The 26,686-nt window shown below is 68.2% G+C and carries 27 protein-coding genes, 1 tRNA gene and 1 pseudogene; 16 read left to right on the top strand and 13 right to left on the bottom strand.

Going from position 1 to position 26,686, the window contains the following annotated elements; genetic code table 11:
- Positions 1-72 precede the first annotated feature (72 nt).
- The 5 genes and pseudogenes from B9S64_RS35045 to B9S64_RS15360 all read right to left on the bottom strand — a co-directional run.
- Positions 73-251 (bottom strand): annotated as a pseudogene (locus B9S64_RS35045) (DNA-binding protein); the annotation flags it as partial.
- Positions 248-496 (bottom strand): hypothetical protein, encoded by a 249-nt coding sequence (locus tag B9S64_RS15385; protein WP_103492384.1) that lies wholly within the window; start codon positions 494-496, stop codon positions 248-250. The pseudogene B9S64_RS35045 and the gene B9S64_RS15385, both read right to left, overlap by 4 nt.
- Before the next feature lie 132 nt (positions 497-628).
- Positions 629-1,375 (bottom strand): hypothetical protein, encoded by a 747-nt coding sequence (locus B9S64_RS15380; RefSeq protein WP_103492363.1) that lies wholly within the window; start codon positions 1,373-1,375, stop codon positions 629-631.
- A gap of 549 nt (positions 1,376-1,924) precedes the next feature.
- Positions 1,925-2,650, bottom strand: a complete 726-nt coding sequence (locus B9S64_RS15365) for a 5-formyltetrahydrofolate cyclo-ligase (RefSeq protein WP_103492362.1) — start codon at positions 2,648-2,650, stop codon at positions 1,925-1,927.
- 19 nt (positions 2,651-2,669) lie between these two features.
- Positions 2,670-3,836, bottom strand: coding sequence for a helix-turn-helix transcriptional regulator (locus B9S64_RS15360; RefSeq protein ID WP_103492361.1), 1,167 nt, complete (start codon positions 3,834-3,836; stop codon positions 2,670-2,672).
- 178 nt (positions 3,837-4,014) lie between these two features.
- On the opposite strand from B9S64_RS15360, the gene B9S64_RS15355 reads away from it, so the two are divergent.
- The 5 genes from B9S64_RS15355 to B9S64_RS15340 all read left to right on the top strand — a co-directional run bounded on the left by B9S64_RS15355 (position 4,015) and on the right by B9S64_RS15340 (position 7,779).
- On the top strand, positions 4,015-4,539 hold the full coding sequence (locus B9S64_RS15355) for an ATP-binding protein (RefSeq protein ID WP_103492360.1): 525 nt from the start codon (positions 4,015-4,017) through the stop codon (positions 4,537-4,539).
- Between the two features lie 124 nt (positions 4,540-4,663).
- Positions 4,664-4,807, top strand: coding sequence for a hypothetical protein (locus B9S64_RS34475; RefSeq protein ID WP_176724422.1), 144 nt, complete (start codon positions 4,664-4,666; stop codon positions 4,805-4,807).
- A gap of 14 nt (positions 4,808-4,821) precedes the next feature.
- Positions 4,822-6,006: a cupin domain-containing protein gene (locus B9S64_RS15350; protein WP_103492359.1), complete on the top strand. Its 1,185-nt coding sequence runs from the start codon at positions 4,822-4,824 to the stop codon at positions 6,004-6,006.
- A complete protein-coding gene (locus B9S64_RS15345; protein WP_103492358.1) occupies positions 6,003-6,902 on the top strand; it encodes an aldo/keto reductase in 900 nt (299 codons plus the stop codon). Before B9S64_RS15350 ends, B9S64_RS15345 begins: the two co-directional genes overlap by 4 nt.
- Positions 6,886-7,779 (top strand): phosphotransferase, encoded by an 894-nt coding sequence (locus B9S64_RS15340; protein ID WP_103492357.1) that lies wholly within the window; start codon positions 6,886-6,888, stop codon positions 7,777-7,779. Before B9S64_RS15345 ends, B9S64_RS15340 begins: the two co-directional genes overlap by 17 nt.
- A 250-nt stretch (positions 7,780-8,029) precedes the next feature.
- Here the strand turns inward: B9S64_RS15340 and B9S64_RS15335 are convergent, their stop codons facing one another.
- The 5 genes from B9S64_RS15335 to B9S64_RS15315 form a co-directional block, all read right to left on the bottom strand.
- Entirely contained in the window at positions 8,030-9,259 is a 1,230-nt protein-coding gene (locus B9S64_RS15335; protein ID WP_103492356.1) for a helix-turn-helix domain-containing protein, read from the bottom strand.
- A gap of 354 nt (positions 9,260-9,613) precedes the next feature.
- Positions 9,614-9,796 carry a DUF6243 family protein gene (locus B9S64_RS34755; protein WP_103492383.1) on the bottom strand — a complete coding sequence of 61 codons (183 nt, stop codon included), beginning with the start codon at positions 9,794-9,796 and terminating at the stop codon, positions 9,614-9,616.
- A gap of 401 nt (positions 9,797-10,197) precedes the next feature.
- Positions 10,198-10,521 (bottom strand): hypothetical protein, encoded by a 324-nt coding sequence (locus B9S64_RS15325; RefSeq protein WP_258037942.1) that lies wholly within the window; start codon positions 10,519-10,521, stop codon positions 10,198-10,200.
- Positions 10,518-10,883: a hypothetical protein gene (locus tag B9S64_RS15320; protein ID WP_103492354.1), complete on the bottom strand. Its 366-nt coding sequence runs from the start codon at positions 10,881-10,883 to the stop codon at positions 10,518-10,520. The genes B9S64_RS15325 and B9S64_RS15320 overlap by 4 nt, the downstream gene beginning before the upstream one ends.
- A 31-nt stretch (positions 10,884-10,914) precedes the next feature.
- Complete coding sequence (locus B9S64_RS15315; protein ID WP_103492353.1) at positions 10,915-11,109, bottom strand: type II toxin-antitoxin system Phd/YefM family antitoxin; 195 nt, start codon at positions 11,107-11,109, stop codon at positions 10,915-10,917.
- Positions 11,110-11,935: 826 nt separating this feature from the next.
- Between B9S64_RS15315 and B9S64_RS15310 the strand changes: the two genes are divergently transcribed.
- From B9S64_RS15310 to B9S64_RS15270, 9 genes are all read left to right on the top strand, one after another.
- On the top strand, positions 11,936-12,727 hold the full coding sequence (locus B9S64_RS15310) for a Crp/Fnr family transcriptional regulator (protein WP_103492352.1): 792 nt from the start codon (positions 11,936-11,938) through the stop codon (positions 12,725-12,727).
- A 1-nt stretch (position 12,728) separates the two neighbouring features.
- Positions 12,729-13,652, top strand: coding sequence for a hypothetical protein (locus B9S64_RS15305; RefSeq protein WP_103492351.1), 924 nt, complete (start codon positions 12,729-12,731; stop codon positions 13,650-13,652).
- Entirely contained in the window at positions 13,649-15,826 is a 2,178-nt protein-coding gene (locus tag B9S64_RS15300; protein WP_103492350.1) for a hypothetical protein, read from the top strand. The genes B9S64_RS15305 and B9S64_RS15300 overlap by 4 nt, the downstream gene beginning before the upstream one ends.
- Positions 15,823-16,707 carry a hypothetical protein gene (locus B9S64_RS15295; protein ID WP_103492349.1) on the top strand — a complete coding sequence of 295 codons (885 nt, stop codon included), beginning with the start codon at positions 15,823-15,825 and terminating at the stop codon, positions 16,705-16,707. The genes B9S64_RS15300 and B9S64_RS15295 overlap by 4 nt, the downstream gene beginning before the upstream one ends.
- 226 nt (positions 16,708-16,933) lie before the next feature.
- Positions 16,934-17,179, top strand: coding sequence for an S-type pyocin domain-containing protein (locus tag B9S64_RS15290; RefSeq protein ID WP_219818796.1), 246 nt, complete (start codon positions 16,934-16,936; stop codon positions 17,177-17,179).
- The gene (locus B9S64_RS15285) at positions 17,166-19,187 is read left to right on the top strand and encodes a hypothetical protein (RefSeq protein WP_103492348.1); all 2,022 of its coding nucleotides are present in this window, start codon (positions 17,166-17,168) and stop codon (positions 19,185-19,187) included. Before B9S64_RS15290 ends, B9S64_RS15285 begins: the two co-directional genes overlap by 14 nt.
- A 12-nt stretch (positions 19,188-19,199) precedes the next feature.
- Positions 19,200-19,928, top strand: coding sequence for a hypothetical protein (locus B9S64_RS15280; RefSeq protein ID WP_103492347.1), 729 nt, complete (start codon positions 19,200-19,202; stop codon positions 19,926-19,928).
- Positions 19,925-20,197, top strand: a complete 273-nt coding sequence (locus tag B9S64_RS15275) for a hypothetical protein (protein ID WP_014046978.1) — start codon at positions 19,925-19,927, stop codon at positions 20,195-20,197. Before B9S64_RS15280 ends, B9S64_RS15275 begins: the two co-directional genes overlap by 4 nt.
- A 73-nt stretch (positions 20,198-20,270) precedes the next feature.
- Entirely contained in the window at positions 20,271-21,326 is a 1,056-nt protein-coding gene (locus tag B9S64_RS15270) for a hypothetical protein (protein ID WP_103492346.1), read from the top strand.
- A gap of 120 nt (positions 21,327-21,446) precedes the next feature.
- Here the strand turns inward: B9S64_RS15270 and B9S64_RS15265 are convergent.
- Positions 21,447-21,520: transfer RNA gene (locus B9S64_RS15265), tRNA-Gly, on the bottom strand.
- Positions 21,521-22,011: 491 nt separating this feature from the next.
- On the opposite strand from B9S64_RS15265, the gene dcd reads away from it, so the two are divergent.
- Positions 22,012-22,587 carry a dCTP deaminase gene (dcd, locus tag B9S64_RS15255; protein ID WP_028442011.1) on the top strand — a complete coding sequence of 192 codons (576 nt, stop codon included), beginning with the start codon at positions 22,012-22,014 and terminating at the stop codon, positions 22,585-22,587.
- 6 nt (positions 22,588-22,593) lie between these two features.
- Positions 22,594-23,094 (top strand): phosphoribosyltransferase, encoded by a 501-nt coding sequence (locus B9S64_RS15250; RefSeq protein WP_093678396.1) that lies wholly within the window; start codon positions 22,594-22,596, stop codon positions 23,092-23,094.
- A 126-nt stretch (positions 23,095-23,220) separates the two neighbouring features.
- Here B9S64_RS15250 and B9S64_RS15245 read toward each other — a convergent pair whose 3' ends face one another.
- On the bottom strand, positions 23,221-24,138 hold the full coding sequence (locus B9S64_RS15245) for a Yip1 family protein (RefSeq protein WP_103492345.1): 918 nt from the start codon (positions 24,136-24,138) through the stop codon (positions 23,221-23,223).
- Positions 24,139-24,397: 259 nt separating this feature from the next.
- Complete coding sequence (locus B9S64_RS15240) at positions 24,398-26,665, bottom strand: (Fe-S)-binding protein (protein WP_103492344.1); 2,268 nt, start codon at positions 26,663-26,665, stop codon at positions 24,398-24,400.
- Between the last annotated feature and the right edge of the window lie 21 nt (positions 26,666-26,686).

Genomic DNA, 26,686 nt, shown 5'->3' with positions numbered 1-26,686 from the left:
CCCAGGTCAGCGACTGGGCCTTCTTCGTTTCAAGAGCGGGTGACGAGAATCGAACTCGCGCTCCGAGCTTGGGTTCGGACGGGGGATGTCGGTACGGGAGTGACTGACTTCCACGATGGTGTTCGCCCGATCACGAGGTCAGCTCCCATGCCGTGGAAGACCTGCAACATCGCGAGAAACCTGCGGTCCTGCGCGATCCAGGCGGAGAGCCCTTCCGAGTCCAGGACAACGGTCTCGATGCGCTCGCTCACGCTGCGTCCGACCCCTTGGTGGAACCGACGGCGCCAAAGATCTTCGAGTGGGCCTCGGCGAGCTCCTCGTCGCTGAAGCTTCCGTGCTCTTCCTCGTATCGGCGAAGGTCGTCGCCCAGAAGCTGGTGCCGGATCTGGCGGGCTACGGCTTCCGCTGCATAGCCGGAGACGTTGTCCGTGAGCTTGCGAAGCTCCGCCACCTGAGCGCTGGGGAGTGTGACGGTAATGCGAGTCGTTGAGGACATACGCCAAGCATGCTGGAGTATGCGCGAGAGGTCTTGGGTTTGCGGCACCGACCGTTCCGGTCAAGGCTTCGCGACTGGAGGGTGTGGCTTCCGGCGTGGGAGTACTCCGCCCGCAGGCCATGCGCGTATCGGTCAGAAGGGCGGTTCGAGATCGCCGCGGCCATCGCTATATGACCGCCAGTCCCAGGGCTCCTCCAAAAAAGGCTCAGGGTCGGTGACGTCGTGGCCCCATGCTTCGAGTGCCTTCCAGGCAACACGCCGGTTGGGGTCGTCGCTGCTGGTGTCCAGGATGGCGCGCGCGTGCACGGCGAGGTGATCGCGGTGCTCGGCGAGCGCGGGGTGCTCGGCGAGGATGAGCGCGGCGACAACGGCGGCTTCGCGCACGTCCGCGTGGCTGTCCTGCAGGAAGGGCGAGACGGCCCGATAAAGCATCGGGCGCAGGTCCCGGAAGGACGCCACGATGGTGCCGGGGGTGAGGTGGCCAGGGAAGTACTGCTCCGTGCGGCCAACAATCTCGTCGGAGGCGTCGTAGGCCGTGGAAGCCAACCAGTTCAACAGGGCCGCGCGGACGGGAACGTTGCGATAGGGCCGGGGGGTGGTAGCCGCCGGGTGGGTGAGGATGCCGGCGACATACAGGGCGACGGGGGCAGTGGCTTCGTAGATGGTGTTCTGGTGGCCGACCATCTCACCCAGCTCCGACAAAGCGGTGACCTGGGTCTTGGCATCGGGCGTGAACAGCCGTGCAAGGACCTTGGGAAGGTCCTCACCACTCCCGAAAGCCGTCTGGAGCGAACTCCAATCAGTCTCTGCCAGGACTACCTGATACGGCGGCAAGTCAGGCCCGCGGGGCGCGTCGGCGTTGGAACGGCTGTGGTTCACAGGCAAAACCTAGACCAGACTTCGGACGCAATTCCTGCAATCCCTGCCGTATTCGGGGCGCGGGAAAGGAAACCGCAGCCGAACGACCCGTCGCCACCGCCGACCAGGTCGACGCGCTTACCGACGCCCTCCGCCCCTGTTGCCGGCTGAGACCGAACTCGCCGCGGAGATCCGTCGCTTCTTCCGCAGACGCCAGCGCCAACCGCACATCCCTCGCAGCCACTTCGGTGGCCCACGCGTCCGCTACGTCCTGGACGAGGACCCCATGAGTGTCTGATCAATAAGGTCGGCGGAGCGGGTTTGGTCGGTGTCCTGCCCGGTTTGGGGTCGAGCATGATCAGGGGGCCGTACGCTGGCCGGCAACTCGGGCAGGCTGTGATCCTGCCCGGAATTTGAACGACTGGCCCCCTGGTCCTGCTCGACGCGGGACCCGAACCGGGGAGGTGGCTAAAGCCGTGGAGCCGACCGCCCCAGCCGCGCGGAGCGAGCCGCCTTGGTGAGGTCGGGGAAGTTCTACCGCGCCGGATCAGGGCCGCCTCGTTTCGGGGGTCACACCATGTGTCGCGCCGCCAGTGCCGGGATCGAGGCGATCTTCTCCGCCGTGAGGTCGGACCAGTGGACGCCGGAAGGGCGGTGTGGGTTCGGGCAGATGATGGTTTCACCGGGGGTGACGATGAGGTCGACGCTGACGTCGTGCTTCGTGGTGGGGATCGGAGTGGCGGTCACCTGAAGTGCGTGGACGGTGGTGACGACGACGGTCTCCGGCGTCACCAGGCCGGCCTCGGTGAGCAGCGCGAACTCGATGTCGGAGTAGCCGGCCCCCTTGCCGACGCGGGCGCCGTCACGGTTGACGGCGACGCTGCCAAGGATGATCAGGTCGAGCGGACGGAGCGCGTCGACCTCGACGGTCGGGGCGATGGAGGCGGCGGTGCGGCTGGCTGCCGCCTCGGCGGGTGGGACGGTGAGGGCGGCCGGGTCGAGGAGATAGAAGGGCTTGAGGCCGGCCAGCTTCGGTACGGCCATGTAGACCGTCTTGCCCGCCTCCAACGCCTTTGCCCGGACCGGGAGCTGGGCTTTGTCGGGTACGGCTTTGACCACGCTCGCGCGCTGCCAGGCCGGGAGCGCTGCGAGTCGAGCAGCGGCTTCTTCCGCGCCCTTGAAGTTCGGGATGCGGCCGTGGACGGAGGCGTCATGGACGGCGTCCGCGGCTGTCAGGGCGTCCCAGACCTGTGTGCGTACCGCTTGCTTGGCCTGATCCAGGGGGTTGGCTGCCACCGGAGTCTCCTTCGTTCTTCTACGCTGCCGTCATCAAGCCGAGCAAGCGGTCGTGGGCCTCGGCGACGAGGGGTTCGTGCCGCCAGGGACGCAGTTCGCGTGCGGCTCCGAAGACGATGTTCATGCCTCCGCCGCCGCGAGTGGCCTCCAACTCGGTGATCGCCTCGATGAGGCTGACCACCGCCGCTTCGACCTCGCCTTGGCGGATGCGGGCGAGCGTAAGGTTCCCCAGTACGATCGCGCGTGATTTCCGCCTGTCCCGCAGTTCTTCCGCCGTATCGGACAGCAGCGCCTCGGCGCGTCCGTGTTCTCCGAGGGAGAGATAGCAGGAGCCCGCGAGGCGGCCGAACTGGGTCGGTGAGACCAGCTCGGCGGCGGCGTCGCTTCCGTCCGCACGAGCGAGTCGGCGTTCGGCGCGGGAGAGAGCACGTTCGCAGGCGGAGGCGGACCGCAGCATGGCGTGGGCCTCGGCGACATGCAGGAGCGCCAGCCCGGACAGGGCGGGGCTCGTCCGTTCGGCGCCTTCCGCTGCGCGCTCGGCCAGAGCGAGTCCGGTGTGTGCGTCGCGAGCGCCGTACAAGGCGACGTAGCAGGTGCGCAGCAGGGCGTGCGCTTCGAGCGTCGCGTCACGCAGGTGGCGTGCGAGGTCGGCGCTCTGCTCGTAATACGACTTCGCGGTGGCGTGGTCATGCCGTTGGGAGGCATCCCAGACAAGCTGGCCCATGAGGGTGCAGGCGTCGGCGTGCAGTACGTGAAGTTCCCTTTGGACACGTCCGCGTGGCGCGGCGGAAGAGAGATGGGCGATGCGGTTGAGCTGTCTCGCTGCTTCCGCGATGAGGCCGGCGGAAGGCATACGGTCGTAGCGTTCGGCGCAGTCGTCGAAGTGGGAGCGGAGTGTCGCGACGGCGGGCAGAGAGATGCGCTCGGGGTGACGCATCGCGTGGTCGAGGGCCTCGCTTCCCCGGGTTTCGCCCGCCGATCTGGCGGTGAGTAGATCGTCGAGGCCGTCGGCGTCGACGCGGAGGAGGCGGGCAAGGCGAGGCCGCATCCAGGGCTGTGGGGCGGTGCGGCCGGATTCCCAGCGGGTGACGGTGGAGCGGTCCACCCCCATGTGTTCGGCGAGACCCTCCTGAGTGAGGCCAACGGTTCGGCGACGCGCCGCTAAGCCGTTGCGGTGCTGCGCCATGATGCGTTCTCCCCGGTTCGCCTGCCCTGCAACGGACGTGCGGCTGTGCGGATGCCCAGGTGAGGCAGGGGTGTGACGCACGGATGCCGCATTGGTGCGTCCATTGTGCTCTGGGCAGCGTCTGCTGTGGGCGGTTGTGTGGAACTCCCACGCACGCAGCCAGGAAGGTTCGCCCTCCATGCCGTACCTGACAACCGCCTTGAATCCTTCGTCTTTTCGTGTCCCCTCGGACATCGCTGCTGTGCCCGGCGCCCGTCGTCGGGTGGTCGCGCTGGTGCGCGGTTGGTGTGTGCCGCTCACGGAAGACGACGTCGAGACGCTGGAACTGCTGGCCGGCGAGGTCATCGGGAACGCCGTGGCGCACACGCGGAAGGGCTGCCAGGTATCGGTGGGCTGGAACGGGGCCCGCGTGCGACTGGAGGTCGAGGACTCGGGACGGGATCTCCTCCCCATGCCGGCGCCGGTCGGCCCTGACGCCGAAGGCGGGCGTGGGCTCCCGTTGGTCGCCGCGCTCGCGCAAGCATGGGGCTCGCGGCCGACGACGTACGGGAAGTCCGTCTGGTTCGAAGTCGGCGCTTCTTCGTCTTCGTCGCCTCAGTCCTCGCACCCGCCGTACGCAAGCACGTGCTTGCCCGGGGCAACTCACCGGGCGGCCGCCACCGGGCGCGGCCCGCGCACCGGTTCCCTCCCGCAGACCACCTGACTCCGGCGTTCCGGAATCAGGCCACGACGCTCCTGGGCGGTCCGAGACGGACCCCACGCGACGGGAGCGTCGTCCAGGGAGCTGGTAACGGCCCGCTCCCAACCCCACAGGAAGAGAGACAGACATGTCCCAGCACAGCGTGACCGCCACCGACGGTCAGGAGGGCGAGGGCCTGCTGGTCGCCCGTCGCCGGATCGCCGCCGCGCGTTCGAGGGCGGAGCAGCCCTCGGACGGCGGTTCCACCGGCCGCTCCGACAACAACGACTAGAAAGGCCGGCACCGATGACCACCGTCGTATCTCCGGTGGTCGCGCACCTGGGTGAGGACTTCCTCACCCAGGTGTACGGCCGCACCTACCGCCACTTCCCGGGCGAGCCCGGCCGCTTCGACGGCCTGCTCGGCTGGGGTGACCTGAACGTCCTGCTCACTCACCACCGCCTCGAACCGCCCCGCTTGCGCCTGTCCATGGGCGGCGAAGCGCTGCCCCAACACGCCTACACCGTCCCGGTCACCACTCGGCGCAACACCGTGTGGCACCAGCTCAAGCCCTCGGAACTCCACCGGCACCTCGCCGACGGCGCCACCCTCGTTCTGGACGCCGTCGACGAACTGCACCCTGGTGTCGGCGAACTCGCACAGCAACTGGAACGGCACCTTCGTACAGGGATCCAGGTCAACGCGTACGCCTCCTGGACGCCTGAGGAGGGTTTCGGGGTGCACTGGGACGACCACGACGTGATTGCCCTCCAGATCGACGGAGCCAAGCGGTGGCGGGTCTACGGGCCTACCCGGCAAGCACCGCTCCACCGTGACACCGACGTTCCGGAGCCACCCCCGGACGAGCCGCTCGTCGAACTCGTCCTGAACGCCGGCGACATGCTCTACCTGCCGCGCGGCTGGTGGCACGCGGTCGCCGCCTCGGAAGGCGTGCACTCGCTGCACCTCACCTGCGGCATGCAGACGACGACCGGTGCGGACCTGCTCCGGTGGATCTCCGAAGACCTGCGCCGGGAGATCTGCGTGCGAAGCGACCTCCCCCGCTTCGGGACCGAGGAGGAGAAGGCGGAGTTCGTCAGGACGCTGGGCGATCTTCTTACGAAGGAGTTCGGCGACGACGGGCTGCTCGACCGCTACCTCTCTGTCCGGGACGCCACGGAACGCTCCCGCCTCGCCCCATCCCTGCCCTATGTCGAAGGTGTGCCCGCCGATCCAGGACTTGCGGTGCGCCTGGTGACCTCCCGGGCCCGCCTCAGCAGGGATGCCGAGGGCAACGCGGTCCTGGTGGCGGGCGGAGAGGAATGGACCTTCGCCTCGGGGACCGAGCCACTTCTGTCCCTCCTCGTCAGGGGCGGGGCCTATCGGCTCGACGTACTCGCCCGAGCCGCCGGCATTCGCGTCGGACAGGCGGCACTCCTGGTGAGCCAGCTGATCGACGGCGAGTTGGCGGCCGTGGAGAAGACCGCGTGAGCGGGGCCCTTGCCCTGGGCACCTATCGCTGCCGCGACGTGAGCACGGCGGTGTCCGCCGCGGTGGCGGCCGGAGTGAAGTGGATCGATACGGCCCCGAACTATGCCCAGGGCGTGGCCGAGACGCCATTGCGTCCGGTGCTCGACCGGCATCCGCAAGTCGGAATCTCGACCAAGGTCGGTTTCGTACCGGCCGCCGACCGGCAGGCGGCGATCAGCGCCGGAGTTCTGCCGGGGGGCCGGAGTGAGCGGAACCACTGCCTCAGCCGTCCGTACATCGCCTGGCAGCTCGCCCTCAGCCATGCCCGTCTCGGCCGCGCGCCCGAGCTGGTCTTCGCGCACAATCCGGAACACGGCACAGGGAGCCGGGACGAGGTGCTGCGATCGCTCGCCTCCGTGTTCGAGGAGATGGAGAGCACGGCGGACGCCGGTACGATCCGCGGCTACGGCGTGGCTACCTGGACGGGGTTGTCGAGCGGACTGTTCACTGTGTCCGATCTCGTCTCCCTGGCACAACGGGTGGGCGGGCCGCACCATCACTTCCACGCCGTGCAGATGCCCGTCTCCCTCGTACACCTCGGCCCGGTGGCGGCAGCGCTGGAGAGGGTCGGCCCACTGCACCAGGCGCGAGAGGCCGGTCTCGACGTGTTCGCGTCCGCACCACTCGACGGCGGTGCACTGCCCGCCCTGATGACGCCGGACCTCGTACGCCTCATCGACCCCTCGACCACCCCGGTCCAGGCCGCTCTCCTGATTGTTCTGTCGGCTCCAGGGATGTCACGCGTGCTCCTGTCGGCGAGCACCCCGGCACACTGGGCTGACGCCTGGTGCGCGGTTGCCCGGGAGCGGCTGTCACCGGAGCACCTGCGAAAGGTCATCGATGTTCTCGGAACCTGACGATCCCGAGGTCGTCGCCCGCATGCACACGGCTCATACCGTGGCGAGCGGCGCCCTCGGCGTGGTTCCTGGCCGCCCTGCGGGTTCCGAGGAAGGACCGCGCGAAGCATGGGGATGGCGCGGACGCACACTGGGCAAGCCCGTCACCGGGGCGTACGGGCTCGGATGGCTGCGCGTGGTCCACAGCCCGGTGGACCACGCGAGCGGCAAGCTGTGGACCGGACCGGAGGACGCCGAACGGCTGGTGCCCCGGCAGGTGCCGCGTCCCCGCCTTCACGTCGTACGGCAGTGGACGGAGGGGAAGGACGCGTACAAGGCAGAGCTCTACGACCACATTGTCGGCCAAACCGTTTCGTCCGCCCCCGTGCTCGCGACCGGGCCCCGTCTGACGACGGCCTGGTGGAGCGACCTGCGTACGGCCCTCGGCTGCCTCTCGGCCGTACGCACCGAGCGCGCGGCCGTACGTCAGGCATACCTGGACCGGGCCATGCCGAAGTACCTCGCTGTTCTCGGCGGACCGGTGCCAACGGTTCCTCCCGCGTGGTCCACCGCGCACGGCGACCTTCACTGGGCCAATCTCGCGGGTCCCGAAGTGGGTGTACTGGACTGGGAAGGCTGGGGCATCGCCCCGGCCGGCTACGACGCGGCGCTGCTGCACGCCTACAGCCTTGTGGAGCCGGAGACGGCGGCACGGGTACGGCGGGAGTTCGCGGACATCCTCGACAGCGACGCGGGGCGTTTCGCAGAGCTGGTGGTGATCACCGAACTGCTCCAGAGCGCGGAGCGCGGGGACAACCTCGAACTGGTTCCGGCGCTGCGGCGGCGGGCCGAAGAGGTCTGGCCGCGGGCGGCGCCCGGCGAGATGGCCGGGCGCTGAGCGGTTCACCCCGCCGGGCCGGTGTGGAGATCGGTAGGCAGGCCCGGAGCCGGCCGTGTGGACGGCACGGCTGTCTCCGGACGGAAGATGCCGGGGGTGCGCGCGACAGTCGAGCGCGTCCGGTCTGCTTGAGCGCGGTCACTGGATGCCGGCCGCTGCGGTGAGCCGTTGCACCCGGCAGCATGTCGTCGCGTCATGCCCCGAAGACAGGACAGGGCGATCCCCAGTATGAGCCGGAGGAATACGATCTCTATCCGTCCAGGTGGAAGCGGTCGGACATGCGCCGCAGCTTCTCCCGCGTGGCTGCTCGTTCCGCGTAGACGATGCTGCGAAGCGTCGAGCGGGCGATGGGGTGGTTCCGTACGAGCTGAGGCGCGATCCGCTCAGCCGTCTCCAACTCGGCCAGGGCCTTTCCTCGGTTCCCGTCCCACAGCCAGGCGCGCGCGACGTCCATGTGGTGGTGCCCTTGGCGGGAGTTGGGCAGCGATCCCACCAGCTCCGGGCTGGTACGGCGGTGCATCTCCAGTGCCTTGCCCTGCTCGCCCGTTTCCAGGGCCACGCTGATCGCGTGGATCTGCACGTTCCCGGCGGAGAACGTCAGCGAATGCCGGTCGTACACCGGTGCCCCGACATACGCGTCCATGCGTTCTGCGGCGTCCTTCGCATGTCCGATCCGGTCCTCGGCCTCCGAGGCGCGGCCGGCTTGGGCGGCGGAGACCGCAGCCCGCAGCTGCAGCGTGCCCCAGGCCCGAACGGCCAGCGGCTCGCCACGGTCGTACTCCCGCTCCACCGAGGCGATCGCCTTGTCCGAGAGCGCCAGAGCGTCGGCCCAGTCAGCCGTCGCCCACATGTCCCAGACCCTCATCCAGTCGGCGACCGCGGGCAGCACAGGATCTCCCGACAACCTGGCTGACCACGCGGCCCGCTCGCAGGCCATGGCCACCAGCTCGGGGTGCCCGAGGGAGTGGGCGGCGGTGTGCGCGAACTTGCAGCACACGGCGTAGATGGCATACGCCTCCTCCCGCTCGTGCCCCTCCGACTCCTCAGCCAGGGCGCGCGCCTCGCGGAACAGGTCCGGGAGAACGCGGAGAATCGCCACGTTGGAAGCGGTGTCCCGCAGGCGGTGCAGTCGGGTCACCTCACGCCACAGCTGTGATGCGGACCGCGGAGCCCCGTCGAAGACAGGGATGAGGTCGTAGCCGCGCAGCTCGCGCAGAATCGATGAGGCGGCGACCTGCCACTGGTTGTCGTCGGGAGAGGTGCTGTACGGGCGCCCGATCAGGTCGTTCGGATGGACGTGCAGCTCCGCGGCCACCTGGTTGAGCAGCCCGGCCCTGTCCAGCTCGATCAGGCCACGTTCCATCTTCGACACCCAGCCTTGCGACTTTCCCAGGGCCGTCGCCAGGTCGGCCTGCGGTATACCCAACCGCAGCCTCGCTCGGTGAACGCGCCTGCCGATCTCCTCGGCTTCCTCCAGCATGAGGACACCTCTCAGCCGCCGGACGTTCCGGCGCGATGGCCGTTCCGCCCGTACAGAGTTCGTCATCAGCACGGTACCCATGACGCGGGTCGCGCGGGGGGCGAGTTGCCGCGGCGTGGGTACCGCAGATGTGTTCCCTGGCCACCGTGAGCGGCTCGCCGGGCGAGGGCAGGCCGGAAGGTGCTGCGGGGGAGGCCGGCGCCGTGGCCGGCGACTCGTTCGCGGAAGCGCTGTCGCGTAGGGCTGTCGTTCTCTCGTCCGTCCTCTGGGGGGGGGCTCAGCAGCTGCGGTCGCCCCGCACAGCCTTCCGCGGGCCTCCATCGACGCCGAACATCATCAGTCGGCAGTGGTGTGTCAGCTCTGTGTGGTGTCGTTGCCCGTCTGCCGTGTGGCCTCGGCTGTGGCTGCCTTCTCGCGCATCTTGCGTACGAGTTCTGCTTTCTGGTCGGCGGCGCTCTTGCGGTCGAGGTTGCGGTGCGGGCCGCTGTTCTGCCGTTCGGCGCGGGACAGCCTCTTGCGCTGGCGGCCTCGGGGGATCCCGGCAGGGCGTTCACCCTTCGAGGTCCGAGGACGAGGTTCAGGTGGGGTCGGCAGTGACGACACGCGAACGGCACGCGTTGAAGTCCGGACAACAAAGAAGCCCTCGACCACCGGCCTGGGGCTTTTTCATGGAGCGGGTGACGAGAATCGAACTCGCGCTCTAAGCTTGGGAATCAACGGTGCTTGGGCTGCCAGAGGGGACTTGAGCTGGGGTTTTGCAGCGGGCAGGTGGATGGGCCCCTGTCTCTGAGAGCCGTATCTGACCGCTGTTGTCCGCTCTGCTGGGCACGGATGGGCACGTCGACTGTGGGGCATCAGTCTGAGGTTCTGTGCTGGAGCGGGTGACGGAATACGGAACGGGAGCCACCTGTGCTGCAGACGCTCCGGTGGCGCAGACGTCAGGCCCAGAAGGCTTCGGTGACGACGATCTGTGGGTCGGCGTGACGCCGGATGAAGGTGTAGATGAGCCAGCCGCGTCCGCCGGCCATGTCCACGATGTGGGGGCCGCCGGGGCTTGTAGAGGCCAGCGGTCGGACGGTCATCCAGTGCGGGAGCGAGGCATCGGCGTCGATCCCCCAGAAGTACGGGTCTTCGGCCGTGTTCAGTTCCGCACGGGCACTCATGACCAGGTCACTGCCTTCGGCGGGCATGTTCTGGAAGTCGTGCTGCGCCTGCTTCGTCCAGTCCATTTGCCAAGGCGGACGGGGTGGTTCGTCGGTCACTCTCCGGGCTTCCTCTCGGCAGCTTCGTGCCGGAGGCGGCTGTACTCCTCCAGAAGCCGAGTGGACTCCTCGGGGTTCTCGGACTTGGCGGCGCGGGCTTCGAGGTCGCGAAGGTGCGAGTCGAGAACCGGATTTCGCGCGATGGCGTACTGCGTCCACCACAGGCGCATGAAAGCGGGCACGGGCGTGATGTTGAAGGCATCGCCGATGACGCGCTTCCAGTGCGCCTCAAAGTCCGGGAGGAGGTGCGGAGTGTGTTCCTGAATCGCCAACCGAAGTGCTTGGGAGGTGTGTTCGGGCATGGGTGGCAACCGCAGGGGCTCCCCGTCGTACCCATCGAAGTGGAGTGCATGGGCGGGCATAGTGTGCAAACTCCTTGGTATGGAGGGTGGGTCAGGCAGCCTCGTGCCGGTCCTCGTGCGACTGGTGCCGACGGGCCATCTGCTCGAACCACTCGGCCGGCACCAGGTAGGCGACCGTCTTTCCCTTGCGGGTGATGGCGGCCGCCTCGCCGGCGATCCGGGTCCGGTCCAGGATCTCGCCCATCCCCTTGCGCAGGTCGATGGTCGTGTACGTCTTCGTCTCCATACGCTGAAGCGTATAGCAACTATCATAGTTGCCTATGTGCTTGCGAGGTGCTGGCAACCTGAAGAAGCGGACGGACGCGTTGGGTGCAGAACGAGTACACGCGGGGTGTTCGATCGGGCTTGAGCAACAACAAGGCCCCAAGCCGGTGGCCTGGGGCTTTTTCATTAGCGGGTGACGAGAATCGGAACCGAACTCGCGCTCTGAGCTTGGGGGGGTCACCTGGACCTAAGCGAGCGATATGCCAGGAACAGGCTGATGCTCCTCGGATCCGTGTGCCGTATCGGGACCGGTGCTGACCGCGCCTTACCACCGATACTGTCATGTTGTGGCACGGCCGGACGCCGGTGCGACCTCGCCCTTTCATACCCAGCGGAACGGTCCTCCGCGGAGAACTCCGAGACCACTGCGTCCGTGATGTTCAGAAGGTCAGAGTGGAACGGGCGGGCGTCAGTCAGCGCTGTGCAGGAGGTGACGTAGGGCGACGGTAGCGCTCGTCGCTGTTGGCGAAGGAGAGCAAGACGCGGGGTCTCACCGCGTGCACCGAAGTGTTCCCGTGCGGCGGGCAGGCAGGCAGCGGCGCAGGTAAGGCACTTCTGTACGAGAAGGGTGCGGCGTTGCCCGCCGGAGTGAGCAGGCCGACGTCATACCCCCAGCTCGCCGCGTTCGAGTGGTTGCTGCGAGCAAGGGGACTGTGCTGCGGGGTGCGCTCGGTCGTTCCCGGCGGAAGGCTCGCCGAGTGGAAGAGCTCCAGCCTCTTGAGCCTGCCGCGAGCACGGAATGCAGAATTCGGCACTCACTCGGAGGGCTCCTCCTCTACTGTGATCGCATGAGCGAAGGTCACCCTCTCTCGCTGTCGCCTCTTCGTGCTCTAGTGCCGTGCGAGGAGTGGGCAGAGCTGACTCGGTATCCGCCCCAGACCTACTTGGCCGGTCGAGCGCTGCTACGTCAGGGCGACAAGGGAACCCACGTACTTGCACTGGTCAGTGGACTGGTGAAGGTAGTACGCACCGACCGCGACGGGCGGCAGAGGCTTCTCGCCTTCCGTGGACCTGGTGAGATTCTTGGTGAGATGGCGCTGCAAGGTGCAGGCATGCGCATGGCCAGCGTGTGGGCAATGAGCGATTGCAAAGCTTCCATCGTTTCTGGGGATGATTTTCGGCGCCTGGTGGACGATCGCCGACTCGCCTATCCGCTCGCGGTGATGTCCTCCCGTCGCCTGTTGGAGCAGACCGAGATCCATGACGGGGCGGTGCACGAGCGGCTCGCCGTGGCTCTGCTTCGACTGGTCGAGGCATCTGACGGAGAGCGGTCCTTCGACCTCACCAGGGAGGACCTGGCACTGCACATAGGGGTAGGCCGCAAGGCTGTCAGCAAGGCGCTGGAACAGCTTGGACAGGACCGGGTGGAGGCTGGGAAAGGGCGGATCGACGTGATCGACGTGGACGCGCTGCGAGAGATCGTCGACTCCGGAGCGCGGTGTGCTCCACGTCACCCCTCATCCGGTCCTGCGGCGCAGACCGTTTCCACGCCCACTGTGAAGCTCGAAATGCGAGCCACCGCACGCATGAATGCCCCGGCCCGATCTCCGAGAGGTCGGGTGGGCTTCACAGAGGAGTGATATGCGCGAGTTCACCGGAGAATTGCCCGGGCGAATCGTCCGTCCTTACACCCACAGTCGGCTGCTGCCCGACTACCGGGGCATCCTGGCCGTGGACGCCAAGGACTTCACGGGCCGCCCCGCAATCGAGCACGAAGCCGTCAGCCGGGCTGTGCCCGACCTTCTCAAGGCCGCGCTGTCCAGGGCTGAACTGGGGGACCTCTGGGAGGAGCGCGTTTTCCCCGCCTCGACCGGCGACGGCTACGTCTTCGGATTTGACCCTGCTCGGATGCCCTTCGTGATCCACCCGCTGCTGCTCACGCTCCAGGACGTGCTCACCGACTACAACGTCCTGTCCTGCGGGGCGGTGCCCATCAGGCTCCGCGCCAGTGTGCACGTCGGCCCGCTGCCCGATACCGGCGACGAGTTCAGCGGCAACGGCAAGGCGCGTAATGACACGCACCGCCTGCTCGACTCCCGACCTGTCAAGGCAGTGCTCGCTTCTCACAAGGAGAACATCACCCACGTCGCGGCGATCCTCTCCGACCGCTGCTACGAGGACGCTGTCGCCAGCGGGTACACCGGACGCCACCCCGACCACTTCGTGGAGGTGGCGGCGACGGTCGAGGGCAAGCCGTTCTCCCAGCGGGCCTGGGTCTACGTACCCCAGCCTTCGGGGCCGCTCTACGAGGATCCCTCGGATGTCGCCGCCACCGAGGAGCCTGCGGCGGAAGTCGTCGGTCCGCCGCCGCACGACGACACGCCGACTCCGCAGGTGAGGAACAGCGCCCCCAGCGGCAACATCAACACCGGCACGGTCCACGGTGGACAGAGCGTGGCCAACCACCATGTCGCCGGCGATCACGTCGAGGGCAACAAGGCCGGGCGTGTCCGCGGCTTCCAAGGGGACCAGGTCCGCGGCAACAAGTACCAGGGGCGGCAGTGACCCCGGACGAAGAGCCGCAACCTGCGGAGCTGCCCGGCTTGGAACCGGCTGCCCCGAAGCCGCCCCCCGGCGACGGACCGTCGCGTACCGAGGCCGAGCCTGACATTCCCGAGCTGCTCGACGCGATCGGCGCGGACAGGAGAGGTTCGCTCTCGTTCGTGTACGCCCCACGGGGAAACATCAACTCCGGAGCCATCCACGGTGGCCAGCGCGTGCACAACGGATCCGAGAACGAAGGGAAGGGACCGGGGGAAGGGAGGCTGCGCGAGGGGCCCGTCCCGGAGTCGGAGGTGCAGGCCGCCGCCTTCGGGTTCGCGCGCCCCGACTGGTTCGGGGAAGCACTCAAGGAGTTGAAGGAAGGACCGCTCTTCCTGGCCGGGCGTCCGGGGTCGGGACGCCGCACCGCGGCGCTCAACCTCCTGCGCGAACGCTGCGGGGACGGGGCCCAGCTGCGGGCGTTGGACAGCGTGACCGAACTGGACCGCTGGCGGCCCACCGATCCCTCGGCCCGGGGATACCTGATGGACGGGCTCTTCCCCTCCCGCCCCCTCGGCCCCGGTGTACTGGGGCATGTGCGCTCACAGCTCAAGCAGGCCAAGGCCCACATGGTGATCACGCTGCCTGATGACGCGGCGCTGCTGCGCCGCCTCGAACAGCAGTTGCACGTCCGGCCCATCCGGTGTGTACCACCACCGCCGGCCATTGTCTTCGGCAGCTATTTCGAGGAAATGGTCCCGGACCAGCGGGAGCGGGAGCGTCTGCTGTCGGCACTGAGCCGGAGCCATGAGCTGAGCGACCTGCTGGTGCCTGAGTTGGTGCCGGCCGAGGTGGTGGAGCTGGTGACGGCCATTACGGCGGCTGACGGCGACCCGGACGCGCTGGGTGACTTGGGAGATAGGCTGAGCTACCGAGCAGAACAGGAAGTTCCGGAACTTTTACGGAAGTTACGCGGAGACCCGGACGCGCTGGCGTTTCTCCTGGCCGCCTCCGTCTACGAGGGCCTGGACCACCGGCTCGTCAGGGACGAAGCCACCCGCTTGCTGAAGCTGTCCGAAGGGCGTCTGACGGAGGAACTGCCGCCGACGGACTCCTCGGGAGCCGAAAAGGGCGAGCGGCCGAACCCGGACTTTGTCTTCCGGCGGTCCCTGACCGACCTGCTGCACGGCGTTCGCGCCGTCCGTCAGGACCGCGCCATCAGTACAGAGGGTGCCTACGCGCACAGTGTGCAGGGGGTTGTGTTTGTCAGGCACCGGCAGGCCGAAGCAGTGCTCAGACACGTGTGGCGTGAGTACGGACAGTTGTCGGACCTTCTGGTCGAGTGGCTGCGCACAGTCGAGCGCTCCACCGAACTGACCCGACCAGTCGGCCAGTTCATGGGCAGGGCGGCGAGGTGGGGAGGTGGACGACGTGCGTTGCGGCACATCCAGGCACTCGCCGAGTCGGACCGCACGACCAGCCAACTCATCGCGGCGAACGCGCTGGGCATCGCGGCCGAGGACCCGGTGCTGGTCGCGGAGGTGCGCTATCGCCTTCAGCGCTGGAGCCTGTCGACTGGCGTCCACCTGAGGACGACAGTGGCGTACACCTGCGGTGCGGGATTCGGGCTTGCCCGACCGGACCTGGCCCTGCGGCTTCTTCACGATCTCCTCCTTGGCGTGCGGAGCCGTCCTGGCGGGACGGATCAGGATGACGATGGAAAGGTCCTGCTGGCCGTGCGGGTAGCGATCATGAGTCTTTTCCAGGCCGGTAACGAGGCGAAGGTGTTCGCCCGGCTCATGGAATGGCTGAGCGCAGAGCGATTGGACGTGGAACAGGTGCTTTTGCTGTTCAGCCAGTTGCTTCAGTCCCCGGGATGGTTCATGCGGGGACTCGCGGACGCAACTCCGGAGGCGGAGGCGACAGTCGAATTCATCCGCCGCGCGCTGAACACGGAGAGTTCGTTCGATGCAACCTGCGCGGCATTGCTGCGTTGGGCCGACTGGGCGCGATGGGACCAAACGCAGTTCCGCGCGGTGGAGAACCTGTTCACCGTATTGGCTCGTGGCATGCAATTCGGTGAATTCCGACTTTTCGTCGAAATGGACGAGGCGGGCGCTGACGGATGGCCCGGACTGAACACGGCGCGGGCTTCGCTCAGCAGATGGCGCGCCGGTGAGCGAGGAGAGGCAGCGTGAACGACGAGTCGACCGAGCGTCTCTATGTCCGGGTCGCCGGCCCGCCCTGGAAGGCAATCCTCCGCCAGCGCTGGTCCACGGCCAGGGACTGGTCCCTGGTGCTCAGGGACGATGCCGGGGACTACCGATTCCTTGGCCACGGTGGGGATCCTGACGATGCCGGAGCCTACGGGCCCGCGTCGGCGGAGGCGGCTCCGCCCGGCCTGGGCGGACGGTACACCGACGTCTTCCGGGTGGACACGACCGAGCACGTGGACTCGCAGGCGGCCGGCCTCCCCACTGTGTACGGAACGGAATCGGTGGATCTCTGGGTGTCGTGGTGGGTCCATGACCCCGTACGAGTCGTGCGTACGAGGACCGCGCACGGCTGGCATGTCGTGCGTACCCGTCTCACCGGTGCCCTGCATCACCTGGCCGAGGCGCAGGCAGTGGCCGGCAGCGGGCTGGGGGCCCCGGAGATCATGCAGTACCTCGGCGGGCCACAGCGGCTGGACGAGGCCGGCCTGAGCTACCGGGTGTTCGACGTACGGCTCCGTGAAAGCGGTGAGGAACTCCTCATCGGCCAGGACGCGGACGAGGGAGTCCGCTACTCCTGGACAGCCAGCCGTCGTGGGGAGTACGAGTTCTGCCTCCAGGCGCTGCAGGCCGGGCCGGCGTCGCTGGCGGCGCTCTGGCTCCTCAGACATCCTGACCAGGTGCGTCAAGTGCTGGACTGGGCGGTCGACCACCAGAGTCTGCTGAGCCCTCCGCGCAGTGACTGGCAGGAGGAGTTGGCCGTACTGCTGGGCACGCTGACGGATCAGGAGCGCAAAGAGATTTCCTACGTGCTCCGGGACCGGATCTCCGCGCTCGGGCGTCCCGTTCCAGGCAGGGACATCTGAGTCAGAGGTTCTTCTCGGCAATCGAATGAATGGGCGAGTGCGCTGCCTTCGAGCAGCGCACTCGCCCTTTTTGTATCGAGGTTCAGCTTGTTCCTTTCTGTGACTGCGGTCACCTGATTTCTGGGTCTCGTGAGCGGACGCGCGCACCGAGACGCGGGATTCTCGATGCGTCCAGGAGAGGGGTGCCCGATCCGATTTCCGGGTGTCCAGAGGATTGAAGGGCGACATGCGAGCAGAAGAGAATCGACGTACTGACGACATCATCGAGTTCCCCCGGCCGGCGGAGAACGCCGAGTCGGTGGCCGCCCGCCGCGCGCTCCCCGACGTCGGCGCCGCGACGGAGGCCCCTGTGGCGACGGTCCTGAACGCTGAACGCGGGATCATCAACACCGGCACCGTCCACGGCGGCCAGCACGTCACCGCCATCGAGCTTTCCGGCCACGTCGGCGGTGGAACCGATGGACACGTCTGAGATTCCCCGAGGCAGTGACCTCGATGCCCTCGTAGCAGCCCTGGCCGGCCGGGAGATGGTCGTCGTCGCTCCGCACAGCACCGTCAACACGGGTCTGGTGACGGGCGGCCAGCGGCACGCCGTGTCCCACCCGGCCGAGGGTGGCACGGCAGCAGGGCCGATGCGGCAGGGTCCCGTACGAGCCAAGCACGTGGAGACCGCAAGACGGCGCTTTGTGCCGCCGCCCGGCTTCGAGGACGCGCTTGCCGCGCTCGACTCAGGCATCACCGTGCTTCTTGGAGAGCCGGGGTCGGGACGTGAGACCCACGCCCTCAACCTGCTGGCCCATGGGCATGAAAACCCCGTGCTTGTCCAGGTGGACGGGGCCGTCAACTTCTCCCGGTGGAGCCCTCGGGCCCAGGGAGTGCACGGATACCTGGTGACAGAGCCCTCGGACCCATTCGCGCTCCGGGCATGGGATCTCTCCCGCATGGAGAGCCCCCTGGCCGAGGCCGGGGCGCATCTGGTCATCGTGCTGGCAGATGTCCCAGGGCTGGCCGGTACCTTGGCGGACCACCTGGGCATGCCAGTGGTGCACCACCTGCCACCGGACCCGCGCAAGGTCTTCAGCGCCCACCTAGCCGACGGCTCCTCGAACGAGGGAGAACTTGCCGGGTGGTTGCGGGCCCTGGAACCGGGTCAGCTCGATGAGTTGTTGCCCGAAGGGCTTCCGCCCCGCTACGCGGCACGAGCGGCGGAGGCCGTGCTCCGGCTGGGTGTCGCCGGCGGAGCGGGCGGTGCCGAGGTAGTGCGCGACGTTGCCCGGACCGAGGGCGCCGAAGTTGTCGCCCGGGCTCAGACGGATCCCACTCTGCGCGCCGACCTGCTCGCGGTCACCGTCTACGGGGGGCTGCATCGCGGCGTCGTGACGGAGCGGGCCCGGGATCTGCTCCGACTGGCGGGACCGGGAGGGGAGCAGGAGACCGATGTCCGGATTTCGCCCGGTCGCGCGCCGTCCGGGACCCGCCGGTGGCCTGAGACTCTGCGGCTTCTCGGGGCCCACTGTGCCCGGGGCGACGTGGAGGCGAGCATAGACGCGGTGTCCTTTTTCTGGCCCTCTGTGAGCGAGGCCGTGTGGGAGGTCCTGTGCCGTGATCACACGGATCTCGTGCCCCTGCTGCACTCCTGGCTCGCCTGTCCCGGCCCCGAGGCGGAGCAGGTCGAACGGGCCGGGCGGGCGGTCGCCGCCATGGCGGTGGCGACCGGAGGCCGGTCCATGGAACACCTGCACGACCTGGCGCTGGCCCCGTCACGCCTGGCTCCTCAGGTGGCGGGGTGGTGCCTGGGGACGGCAGTTCAGGACCCGGCAGTCGGGCGGGCAGCGGCTGAGCTGCTCGAACAGTGGAGTGTCGCCACCGAGGCGCCGCTGCGCGAAACAGTGCTTCACGCCTGTCACCTGGACCGCGGCCACCTGACGGAAGAGCAAGCCCTGCGATTGCTGCAACAGCTCATGACAACCCTGAACGGCGACACGGACGCCCCATCCGTCCTCTTCCTCGTGGAGACGCTGGTGCGGCGTTTCGAAGCCGGGGACTCCGACGCCAGGACAACCGTCCTGCGATGGATGCATGACTGGTCGCGGGCGGAGGACGTTCCCAGCCTGCTGACGGCCCTCTGCTTTCCCCTGATGGTGGACACGGACCTCGCGTGGTGGAGCGACCAGATGCTCGCCGACGCCGAGTCGGCATCCGGCACAGTTCAGCTGGCAGCACATGCCCTCAACGAGGCGGCCTCCTTCGCGGCTATGCGCGATGCCCTCCTCGACTGGTGCACCGAGGCGGCCGGCGCGGAGCACCCGTCCCGGGCACTGAGCGAGCTCCTCGACGGTCTGGTGGGCGCCCGCCAACCCGGTTTCCTCCGCTGGCTCCTGGCCGTCGAGCGGGGCCCGGACGCGCTGCCTGGCAAGGAGCTGGCAGCCCGTGCGCTGGCCGCGTGGCGCGCCGAATCACCTGTCTCGAACTCCGATTGATCAGGAGGACCGATGTCACTTCCCCCGCACCCCAGCATCTTCGCCGCCGTTGAGCGTCGCTGCGCCGACAGCGAGCCGACGCCCCCGTTACGACTCCACGACGGTTCGGAACAGGCCGACGTGCCCCTGACCCTGGTACGGGCCCGTCAACTGCTTTACGACCGCTCAGTCCACCCCGAGGCACGTGCGAGCCTGTGGCACCAGATCGCGGAGCGCGTCCGTTCCGACACCGTCGGGGCCGACTGGCCGGAGGCCGTCGTCTGGTTGGGGCTCCCGGGGCTCCGGCGCACCGCCTACAAGATCACCTGGCGCCTCCACGCCGAACGGGACGACGTTGAGGCCGAACTGATCACCTGCTACCTCGAAGCGCTGGTCGGTCTGGCGGCGGATGACCCTGACCCTGGCAGTACGGTGCTGCGTTCGGCCTGCTCACGCGTGTACGGCGTATGGCGCCACGCCCGTCTTGAGAAGCCCGCGGAAGACGTGGAGCGGGCTGGCGGCGCTCCCGTCGAAGCGGGGGCGGCGGACTGCTGGCAGGTGGACTACGACCCGGTCCGACGCCGTCCCGGGCTCTCGCCCACGGTGCGGATCACCGTTCCCGCTCACCGGGTCGAAGGTTTACGCCTAGGGGCCCTGGCTCGGGCCTGGGGAGCGGCCGACACCGCCACGAGCGTCGGATTCTCTGGCCGGGGCCGCCAGGTTGCCACTGTCTCCCTGCGCCGAGTACGGAGGAACGGATGACCGACCGCGTCGTGACACCCCTCACCTTCCGCGAGATCTTCAACCTCCCGGTCAGCGTCAATCTGCGAACGGCGGCTAGCGCCTTCGGAATGTGCCTGGGTACGGCCTACCGGCTGGTCGCCCAAGAGTCCTTTCCGTGCCCCACTGTGCGCGTCGGCCGACGCCACCGCGTGCTCACCGTGGACCTCCTGAGCGCACTGGGCATCGAGGAACGCCCGGTCTTCGCCGATGAGGTCGCAGACGGAGTGGCGCTCACTCTCTTCGACTGACCTCGCTCTCCACCCGGTCGGTGCCTGGTACGGCCACCGACCGGGCCACCCGACCACTGTGAAGGAGCGTGCCATGCCCACCTGCCTCGCCATCTGCGGGACCACCGCTGTCGTCGACCCTCCCGGTCAATTCCCGCCGGCGGAACAGCCTCGGTACAACGTCCTCTTCGAGGACATCGTGCGTCCCGCGTGTGCTCAGCTCGGGATCACCTTCCTACGAGCGGACAGGCTCACGGAGGCTGGCCTGCCCATGGACCAACTGCACCGCATGCTGACCGAAGCAGACGTGGTCGTCGCCGACCTCGGCGGATCCGGGACGGAGTTGTCCTCCGTCCTCGCGGCGCGACAGGCCCTCGGGCGGTGCACGGTCCATGTCACGGACGGAACTGAGCAGCCCCTGGGCCCCGGAACGACGCTTCGGGTCCCGTTCCCGTCACCACCTGCCGACACCGCCACCGCCCTGCGGCAACTGACGGGCGTACTGACGCAGGCGCTCGGCGGGGACAGCGTCCTGTCGCTTCCCAAAGAGGCGTCTTCCGGGACCCGTCCGGAACTTGCCGCAGGGGGCGACGATGACTCCCCCGGCTTGTTTGATCTGGTCGTCGAGGCGGAAGCGCAGCTTGAAGCCATCTCCGGTGACATGGCCGACGTGGAGTCCGCCCTGACGGATCTCGGGGAGATGATGGAGCTGATCGGCGAGGAAATGGCCCGTGTTAGCCACCCGGGGGCCTCGATGAACAAGCGGATGGCTGTGATCAACCGCCTGGCCAAAGCCATCGAAGGGCCGGCCGAAGACCTCTTGGCGGCGGCCGAGCGCTTCGCGGCGCGTATGGGGACCAACGTCGAAGCGTTCCGGGCGTTCCTCGAATGGGCGGCGAGCACGCCGCGCCGAGAATGGCCTGAGGGCGCGGAGGAGGTGCTGGAGCAGGTCGGCACGGCCGCCGAGGAAGCACAGGGTGCAGCGGGCAACTTCCGTGAGGTCATGGCAGTGATCAGCATGTTTGGCTCCTCCAGCCGTCAGCTGCGCCGCCCCTCCCGGCAGATCAACACATCCATTCAGACCATTTTCCGGAGCGTTGATGTGCTCGACGAACTGAGGGGCCGGGCTATGGAGCTGAGGGAGTCCTGAGCCCCTACATGGCCCGCCGCCCGCGCTCGGGAGCTCGTCGTTCTGGCACGAAAAATGCCGCAGGGTTTTGAAAGGTCTAGATATGAAGAAGCCCCCGGCCGCTGGCCGGGGGCTTCTTCATGGAGCGGGTGACGAGAATCGAACTCGCGCTCTGAGCTTGGGAAGCTCATGTTCTACCATTAAACTACACCCGCGAAGCGCGCCGTATGAGTGGCACCGCATCGCCGCACACTCTACCCCATCGCAGGCCCCCGGCGTCTCCGCCGGTGGGTCTGTGTGGCGTTCGTGGGGTGGACGCGGTTGTCGGGGGCGGGAGTTGGGGGCGTAGCGTGGGTGGGCGGAGTGCCGCGTGGAGTGGCGTCCCGTTCATCCCCTAATGTGGCGGTCTCGTCCATGGCTGGTTGGGGAAGGGACTTGATGGAGTCGATGGAGCGCACCGTCGTCCGCTGTGCCGAAGGGCACGTTTTCGCTACCTCGTCGTTCCCGATGCAGCAGCTCGGGTCCGGCCGGATCGGGCCCGGACGGCTGTTGCGGTGTCCGCGGTGTGCCCGGTTGAGGCAGGCCGTGCCCGTGGGGGCCGAGCAGCGGTGACGGCCCGGTAGCGGGTCGGTAGCAGGTGAGGGGAGCAGACGCGCGCGGGTGGTCCGGTTGGGGGCGGCTCGCGCGTTCTGCGTATCCTCGGTGCGTGCTTCTCTCAGATAAGGACCTCCGGGCCGAGATCGACGCCGGGCGGGTCCGCATTGACCCGTTCGACGCTTCGATGGTGCAGCCTTCGAGCATCGACGTGCGGCTCGACCGCTACTTCCGGGTGTTCGAGAACCACCGCTATCCGCACATCGATCCCGCAGTCGAGCAGGTCGATCTGACCCGCATGGTCGAGCCGGACGGTGACGAGGCGTTCATCCTGCACCCCGGGGAGTTCGTCCTGGCGTCCACGTACGAGGTCGTGTCGCTCCCCGATGATCTCGCCTCGCGGCTGGAGGGCAAGAGTTCGCTGGGGCGGCTCGGGCTGGTGACGCATTCCACGGCCGGGTTCATCGACCCCGGGTTCTCGGGCCACGTGACGCTGGAGCTGTCGAATCTGGCGACCCTTCCGATCAAGCTCTGGCCCGGTATGAAGATCGGGCAGCTGTGCATGTTCCGGCTGAGCACGCCGTCGGAGTTCCCGTACGGCTCCGAGCGGTACGGGTCGCGGTATCAGGGGCAGCGGGGGCCGACCGCCTCGCGTTCGTACATGAACTTCCATCGGACCCAGGTGTGATGCGGTATGGCTGCTGAGGAGCGGGAGAACCTGACGTACGAGGCCTTCGGGCACGCCGTACGCGAGCTGGCGCAGACGGTCGCCGACGACGGGTACGTGCCCGACGTCGTGCTGAGCATCGCGCGGGGCGGGGTGTTCGTCGCGGGTGGTCTGGCGTACGCGCTGGACTGCAAGAACATCCACCTGGTGAACGTGGAGTTCTACACCGGCGTGGGGACCACCCTGGACATGCCCGTGATGCTGGCGCCGGTTCCGAACGCCATCGACTTCACCCGCAAGAGGGTCCTCATCGCCGACGACGTCGCCGACACCGGGAAGACGCTGAAGCTGGTCCGCGACTTCTGTATCGATCACGTGGCCGAGGTGCGCAGCGCGGTCATCTACGAGAAGCCGCAGTCGCTCGTGAAGTGCGAGTACGTGTGGAAGAAGACCGACCGGTGGATCAACTTCCCGTGGAGTGTGGAGAAGCCCGTCGTACGCCGTCGGGGACAGGTCCTCGACGCCTAGGCGGGCGCACGCCTGGGGAGCGGGGGAGTGCGTGACCTCGTGACTTCATGACGGAGGGCCCGGTCACCACACAGGGTGACCGGGCCCTTCGTCACATCGCCACGTCGTCACACGCGCGCGGAGCCGTCAGATCGTGCCGAGCTTGATGATCGACAGCAGCGCGATCAGCTGGATCGCGGAGGCGCCCAGGGCCTTCGGCCACGGCAGGTCGTGCGACTTGCTCACCATCGACGTGAACAGCGCGCCGGCCGCGAGCAAGGTGACCCAGCCGATGATCTGCACCAGGGAGTTCTCGCCGCCCAGGAACAGGGCGAAGACGAGCCGGGGCGCGTCCGTGATCGACATGATCAGCATGGAGAGGCCCACGGTCGGCTGCCAGGAGCCGGTGCCGCCGAGCTGGCGGGCCAGGGTGTGTGTGACGGCGCCGAGCACCAGGCCGCCGATGACGAAGCCGACGCCCGTGAAGATCACGTACGGGGCCGCGGTGGAGACCTCCGCGTGGATCGCCTCGTCCCGGGCCTGGTCGAAGCCGAACAGCGCGAGCAGACCGTAGACGAACGTCACGATCAGCGCGGGTCCCCACACCGGGTAGTCGCGCATCTGCCAGAACGTCGGTCCCGGGCGCAGCACGATGCCGCTGAGCAGCTGCTTCCAGCCGAGCCGGGGGCCCGAGGGCGGGGCGGGGGCGCTGCCGGCCTGGTAGGTGCTGCCGTCGCCGTACGGGTCCTCGTCGAGGCGGAACGCCTGGGTGTGTCCGGGGGCGTTGGCGTACGGGTCGTGCTGCGGGGGCTGGTGGTACGGGTCGCCGAAGTACTCGGGCTCCCCTTGCCCGCCGTTCCCCCCGCCGTACGGGGCCGAGCCGCCCCCGTGTCCGCCGCCGTACCCGGCGCCCTGGGGGCCGCCGTACGGTGCCCCGCCGCCCGCCGGGGGCCACGACTGACCGCCGTACGGCGGCGACGGCGCCTGCCCGTACGGCTGTTGCTGCCGCGGGTGTTGTTGCGGTGTGCGGTTGTCCCGGCCGCGTCCGATCCTGAATCCAGCCACCCGTCGAACGTACCTGGTCCGGGCGTGTGGGGTACCGGGGGCCGGGGAACCGGCGGCCTTTGCGTCCTACCTGTGACATCCCCTAGGGGACCGGGGGCGGGCTCCCCGACGGGCCTCGGGCACCCCGACGGGCCTCGGGCATCCAGGAGGCGCCAGGGCGCGGGCCTCGGGCATCCCCCAGGAGGCCTCCGGCATACGGAAGCGGCCGGTCCTGCCCCCGAGGCAGGTCCGGCCGCTTCCGGTCGAGGTGGGCGCCGCCCTACTTCACGGGCTCGGGCTCCGGTTGGCCGGCCGGCTCCTCCTCGCCCGCCGGATCGGCGGGGGCCTTCACCGATTCCAGGAGCAGCTGCGAGACGTCGACCACCTGGATCGATTCCTTCGCCTGGCCGTCGTTCTTCTTGCCGTTGACCGAGTCGGTCAGCATGACGAGGCAGAACGGGCAGGCCGTGGAGACGATGTCGGGGTTGAGCGAGAGGGCCTCGTCGACGCGCTCGTTGTTGACGCGCTTGCCGATCCGCTCCTCCATCCACATCCGCGCGCCGCCGGCGCCGCAGCAGAAGCCGCGCTCCTTGTGGCGGTGCATCTCCTCGTTCCGCAGACCCGGGACCTTCGCGATGATCTCGCGCGGGGGCGTGTAGATCTTGTTGTGCCGGCCCAGGTAGCACGGGTCGTGGTACGTGATCAGACCCTCGACCGGGGTGACCGGGATCAGCTTGCCCTCGTCCACCAGGTGCTGGAGCAACTGGGTGTGGTGGATGACCTCGTACTCGCCACCGAGCTGCGGGTACTCGTTCGCGATCGTGTTGAAGCAGTGCGGGCAGGTCGCGACGATCTTCTTCGACGCCTTCGGCTTCTTCGTCTCCGGGTCGTCGTCGTCCTCGCCGAACGCCATGTTCAGCATCGCGACGTTCTCCTGGCCGAGCTGCTGGAACAGCGGCTCGTTGCCGAGGCGGCGGGCCGAGTCACCGGTGCACTTCTCGTCGCCGCCCATGATCGCGAACTTGACCCCGGCGATGTGCAGGAGCTCCGCGAAGGCCTTGGTGGTCTTCTTGGCGCGGTCCTCCAGGGCACCGGCGCAGCCGACCCAGTACAGGTAGTCGATCTCGCTGAGGTCCTCGACGTCCTTGCCGACGACCGGCACCTCGAAGTCGACCTCCTTGGTCCACGCGACGCGCTGCTTCTTGGCCAGCCCCCAGGGGTTGCCCTTCTTCTCCAGGTTCTTGAGCATCGTGCCCGCCTCGGACGGGAACGAGGACTCGATCATCACCTGGTAGCGGCGCATGTCCACGATGTGGTCGATGTGCTCGATGTCCACCGGGCACTGTTCCACGCACGCACCGCAGGTGGTGCAGGACCACAGCACGTCCGGGTCGATGACGCCGTTCTCCTCGGCGGTGCCGATCAGCGGGCGCTCGGCCTCCGCGAGGGCGGTGGCGGGAACGTCCTTGAGCTGCTCCGCGGTGGCCTTCTCGGTGCCCTCCATGTCCTTGCCGCCGCCTGCCAGCAGATACGGCGCCTTGGCGTGCGCGTGGTCGCGCAGGGACATGATCAGGAGCTTGGGGGAGAGCGGCTTGCCGGTGTTCCAGGCGGGGCACTGCGACTGGCAGCGGCCGCACTCGGTGCACGTGGAGAAGTCGAGGATGCCCTTCCAGGAGAACTGCTCGACCTGGGAGACACCGAAGACGGCGTCCTCGGCCGGGTCCTCCCAGTCGATCTCCTGGCCGCCCGAGGTCATGGGCTGGAGCGCGCCGAGCGCGGCCTCGCCGTCGGCGTTCCGCTTGAACCAGATGTTCGGGAAGCCGAGGAAGCGGTGCCAGGCGACACCCATGTTGGTGTTGAGCGAGACGGTGATCATCCAGATCAGCGAGGTGCCGATCTTGATCATCGCGACGAAGTAGATGAGGTTCTGGAGGGTGCCGAGGCCCAGGCCCTTGAAGGCCAGCACCAGGGGGTACGAGACGAAGTACGAGGCCCCGTAGCCGTCGACGTGGTGGATCGCGCCTTCCAGGCCCCGCAGGGTGAGGATCGCCAGGCCGATGACGAGGATGACGTACTCGACGAAGTACGCCTGCCAGGCCTTGGAGCCGGCGAAGCGGGACTTGCGGCCGGCCCGGGACGGCAGGTTGAGCAGCCGGATGGCCATCAGCGTGACGATGCCGAGCACGGTCATGAGGCCGATGAACTCGATGTACAGCTCGAACGGCAGCCAGTCGCCGATGACCGGCAGCACCCAGTCGGCCCGGAAGAGCTGCCCGTAGGCCTGGAGCAGGGTCGGCGGCAGGGTCAGGAAGCCGATGGCGACGAACCAGTGCGCGAAGCCGACGATGCCCCACCGGTTCATCCGGGTGTGGCCGAGGAACTCCTTGGCCAGGGTGATCGTGCGCTGCTTCGGGTCGTCGGTGCGACTGCCTGCCGGTACCGGCTGTCCGATCCGGACGAATCGGTAGATCTGCGCGACGGCTCGGGCGATGAGCGCAACGCCGACGACCGTCAGCACCAGCGACACGATGATCGCGGCGAGTTGCATTTGGGGGCTCCTCGGGCCTGC

Origin of the sequence: Streptomyces sp. SM18 (genome assembly GCF_002910775.2) — a bacterium.
GTDB classification, from domain to species: Bacteria; Actinomycetota; Actinomycetes; order Streptomycetales; family Streptomycetaceae; genus Streptomyces; species Streptomyces halstedii.
Note: the sequence above shows the minus strand (reverse complement) of the source record. Positions and strands in the feature narration are given on the sequence as shown.

What these genes read in the sequence shown, in the direction of transcription:
- B9S64_RS15270 (WP_103492346.1), top strand. Translation starts at nt 20,271, where the DNA reads ATGCCCACCTGCCTCGCCATCTGCGGGACCACCGCTGTCGTCGACCCT.
- B9S64_RS15360 (WP_103492361.1), bottom strand. Translation starts at nt 3,836, where the DNA reads ATGGCGCAGCACCGCAACGGCTTAGCGGCGCGTCGCCGAACCGTTGGC.
- B9S64_RS15355 (WP_103492360.1), top strand. Translation starts at nt 4,015, where the DNA reads ATGCCGTACCTGACAACCGCCTTGAATCCTTCGTCTTTTCGTGTCCCC.
- B9S64_RS15240 (WP_103492344.1), bottom strand. Translation starts at nt 26,665, where the DNA reads ATGCAACTCGCCGCGATCATCGTGTCGCTGGTGCTGACGGTCGTCGGC.
- B9S64_RS15315 (WP_103492353.1), bottom strand. Translation starts at nt 11,109, where the DNA reads ATGGAGACGAAGACGTACACGACCATCGACCTGCGCAAGGGGATGGGC.
- B9S64_RS15275 (WP_014046978.1), top strand. Translation starts at nt 19,925, where the DNA reads ATGACCGACCGCGTCGTGACACCCCTCACCTTCCGCGAGATCTTCAAC.
- B9S64_RS15320 (WP_103492354.1), bottom strand. Translation starts at nt 10,883, where the DNA reads ATGCCCGCCCATGCACTCCACTTCGATGGGTACGACGGGGAGCCCCTG.
- B9S64_RS15340 (WP_103492357.1), top strand. Translation starts at nt 6,886, where the DNA reads ATGTTCTCGGAACCTGACGATCCCGAGGTCGTCGCCCGCATGCACACG.
- B9S64_RS15250 (WP_093678396.1), top strand. Translation starts at nt 22,594, where the DNA reads ATGGCTGCTGAGGAGCGGGAGAACCTGACGTACGAGGCCTTCGGGCAC.
- B9S64_RS15350 (WP_103492359.1), top strand. Translation starts at nt 4,822, where the DNA reads ATGACCACCGTCGTATCTCCGGTGGTCGCGCACCTGGGTGAGGACTTC.
- B9S64_RS34475 (WP_176724422.1), top strand. Translation starts at nt 4,664, where the DNA reads ATGTCCCAGCACAGCGTGACCGCCACCGACGGTCAGGAGGGCGAGGGC.
- B9S64_RS15280 (WP_103492347.1), top strand. Translation starts at nt 19,200, where the DNA reads ATGTCACTTCCCCCGCACCCCAGCATCTTCGCCGCCGTTGAGCGTCGC.
- B9S64_RS15305 (WP_103492351.1), top strand. Translation starts at nt 12,729, where the DNA reads ATGCGCGAGTTCACCGGAGAATTGCCCGGGCGAATCGTCCGTCCTTAC.
- B9S64_RS15385 (WP_103492384.1), bottom strand. Translation starts at nt 496, where the DNA reads ATGTCCTCAACGACTCGCATTACCGTCACACTCCCCAGCGCTCAGGTG.
- B9S64_RS15335 (WP_103492356.1), bottom strand. Translation starts at nt 9,259, where the DNA reads ATGCTGGAGGAAGCCGAGGAGATCGGCAGGCGCGTTCACCGAGCGAGG.
- B9S64_RS15285 (WP_103492348.1), top strand. Translation starts at nt 17,166, where the DNA reads ATGGACACGTCTGAGATTCCCCGAGGCAGTGACCTCGATGCCCTCGTA.
- B9S64_RS15310 (WP_103492352.1), top strand. Translation starts at nt 11,936, where the DNA reads ATGAGCGAAGGTCACCCTCTCTCGCTGTCGCCTCTTCGTGCTCTAGTG.
- B9S64_RS15290 (WP_219818796.1), top strand. Translation starts at nt 16,934, where the DNA reads ATGCGAGCAGAAGAGAATCGACGTACTGACGACATCATCGAGTTCCCC.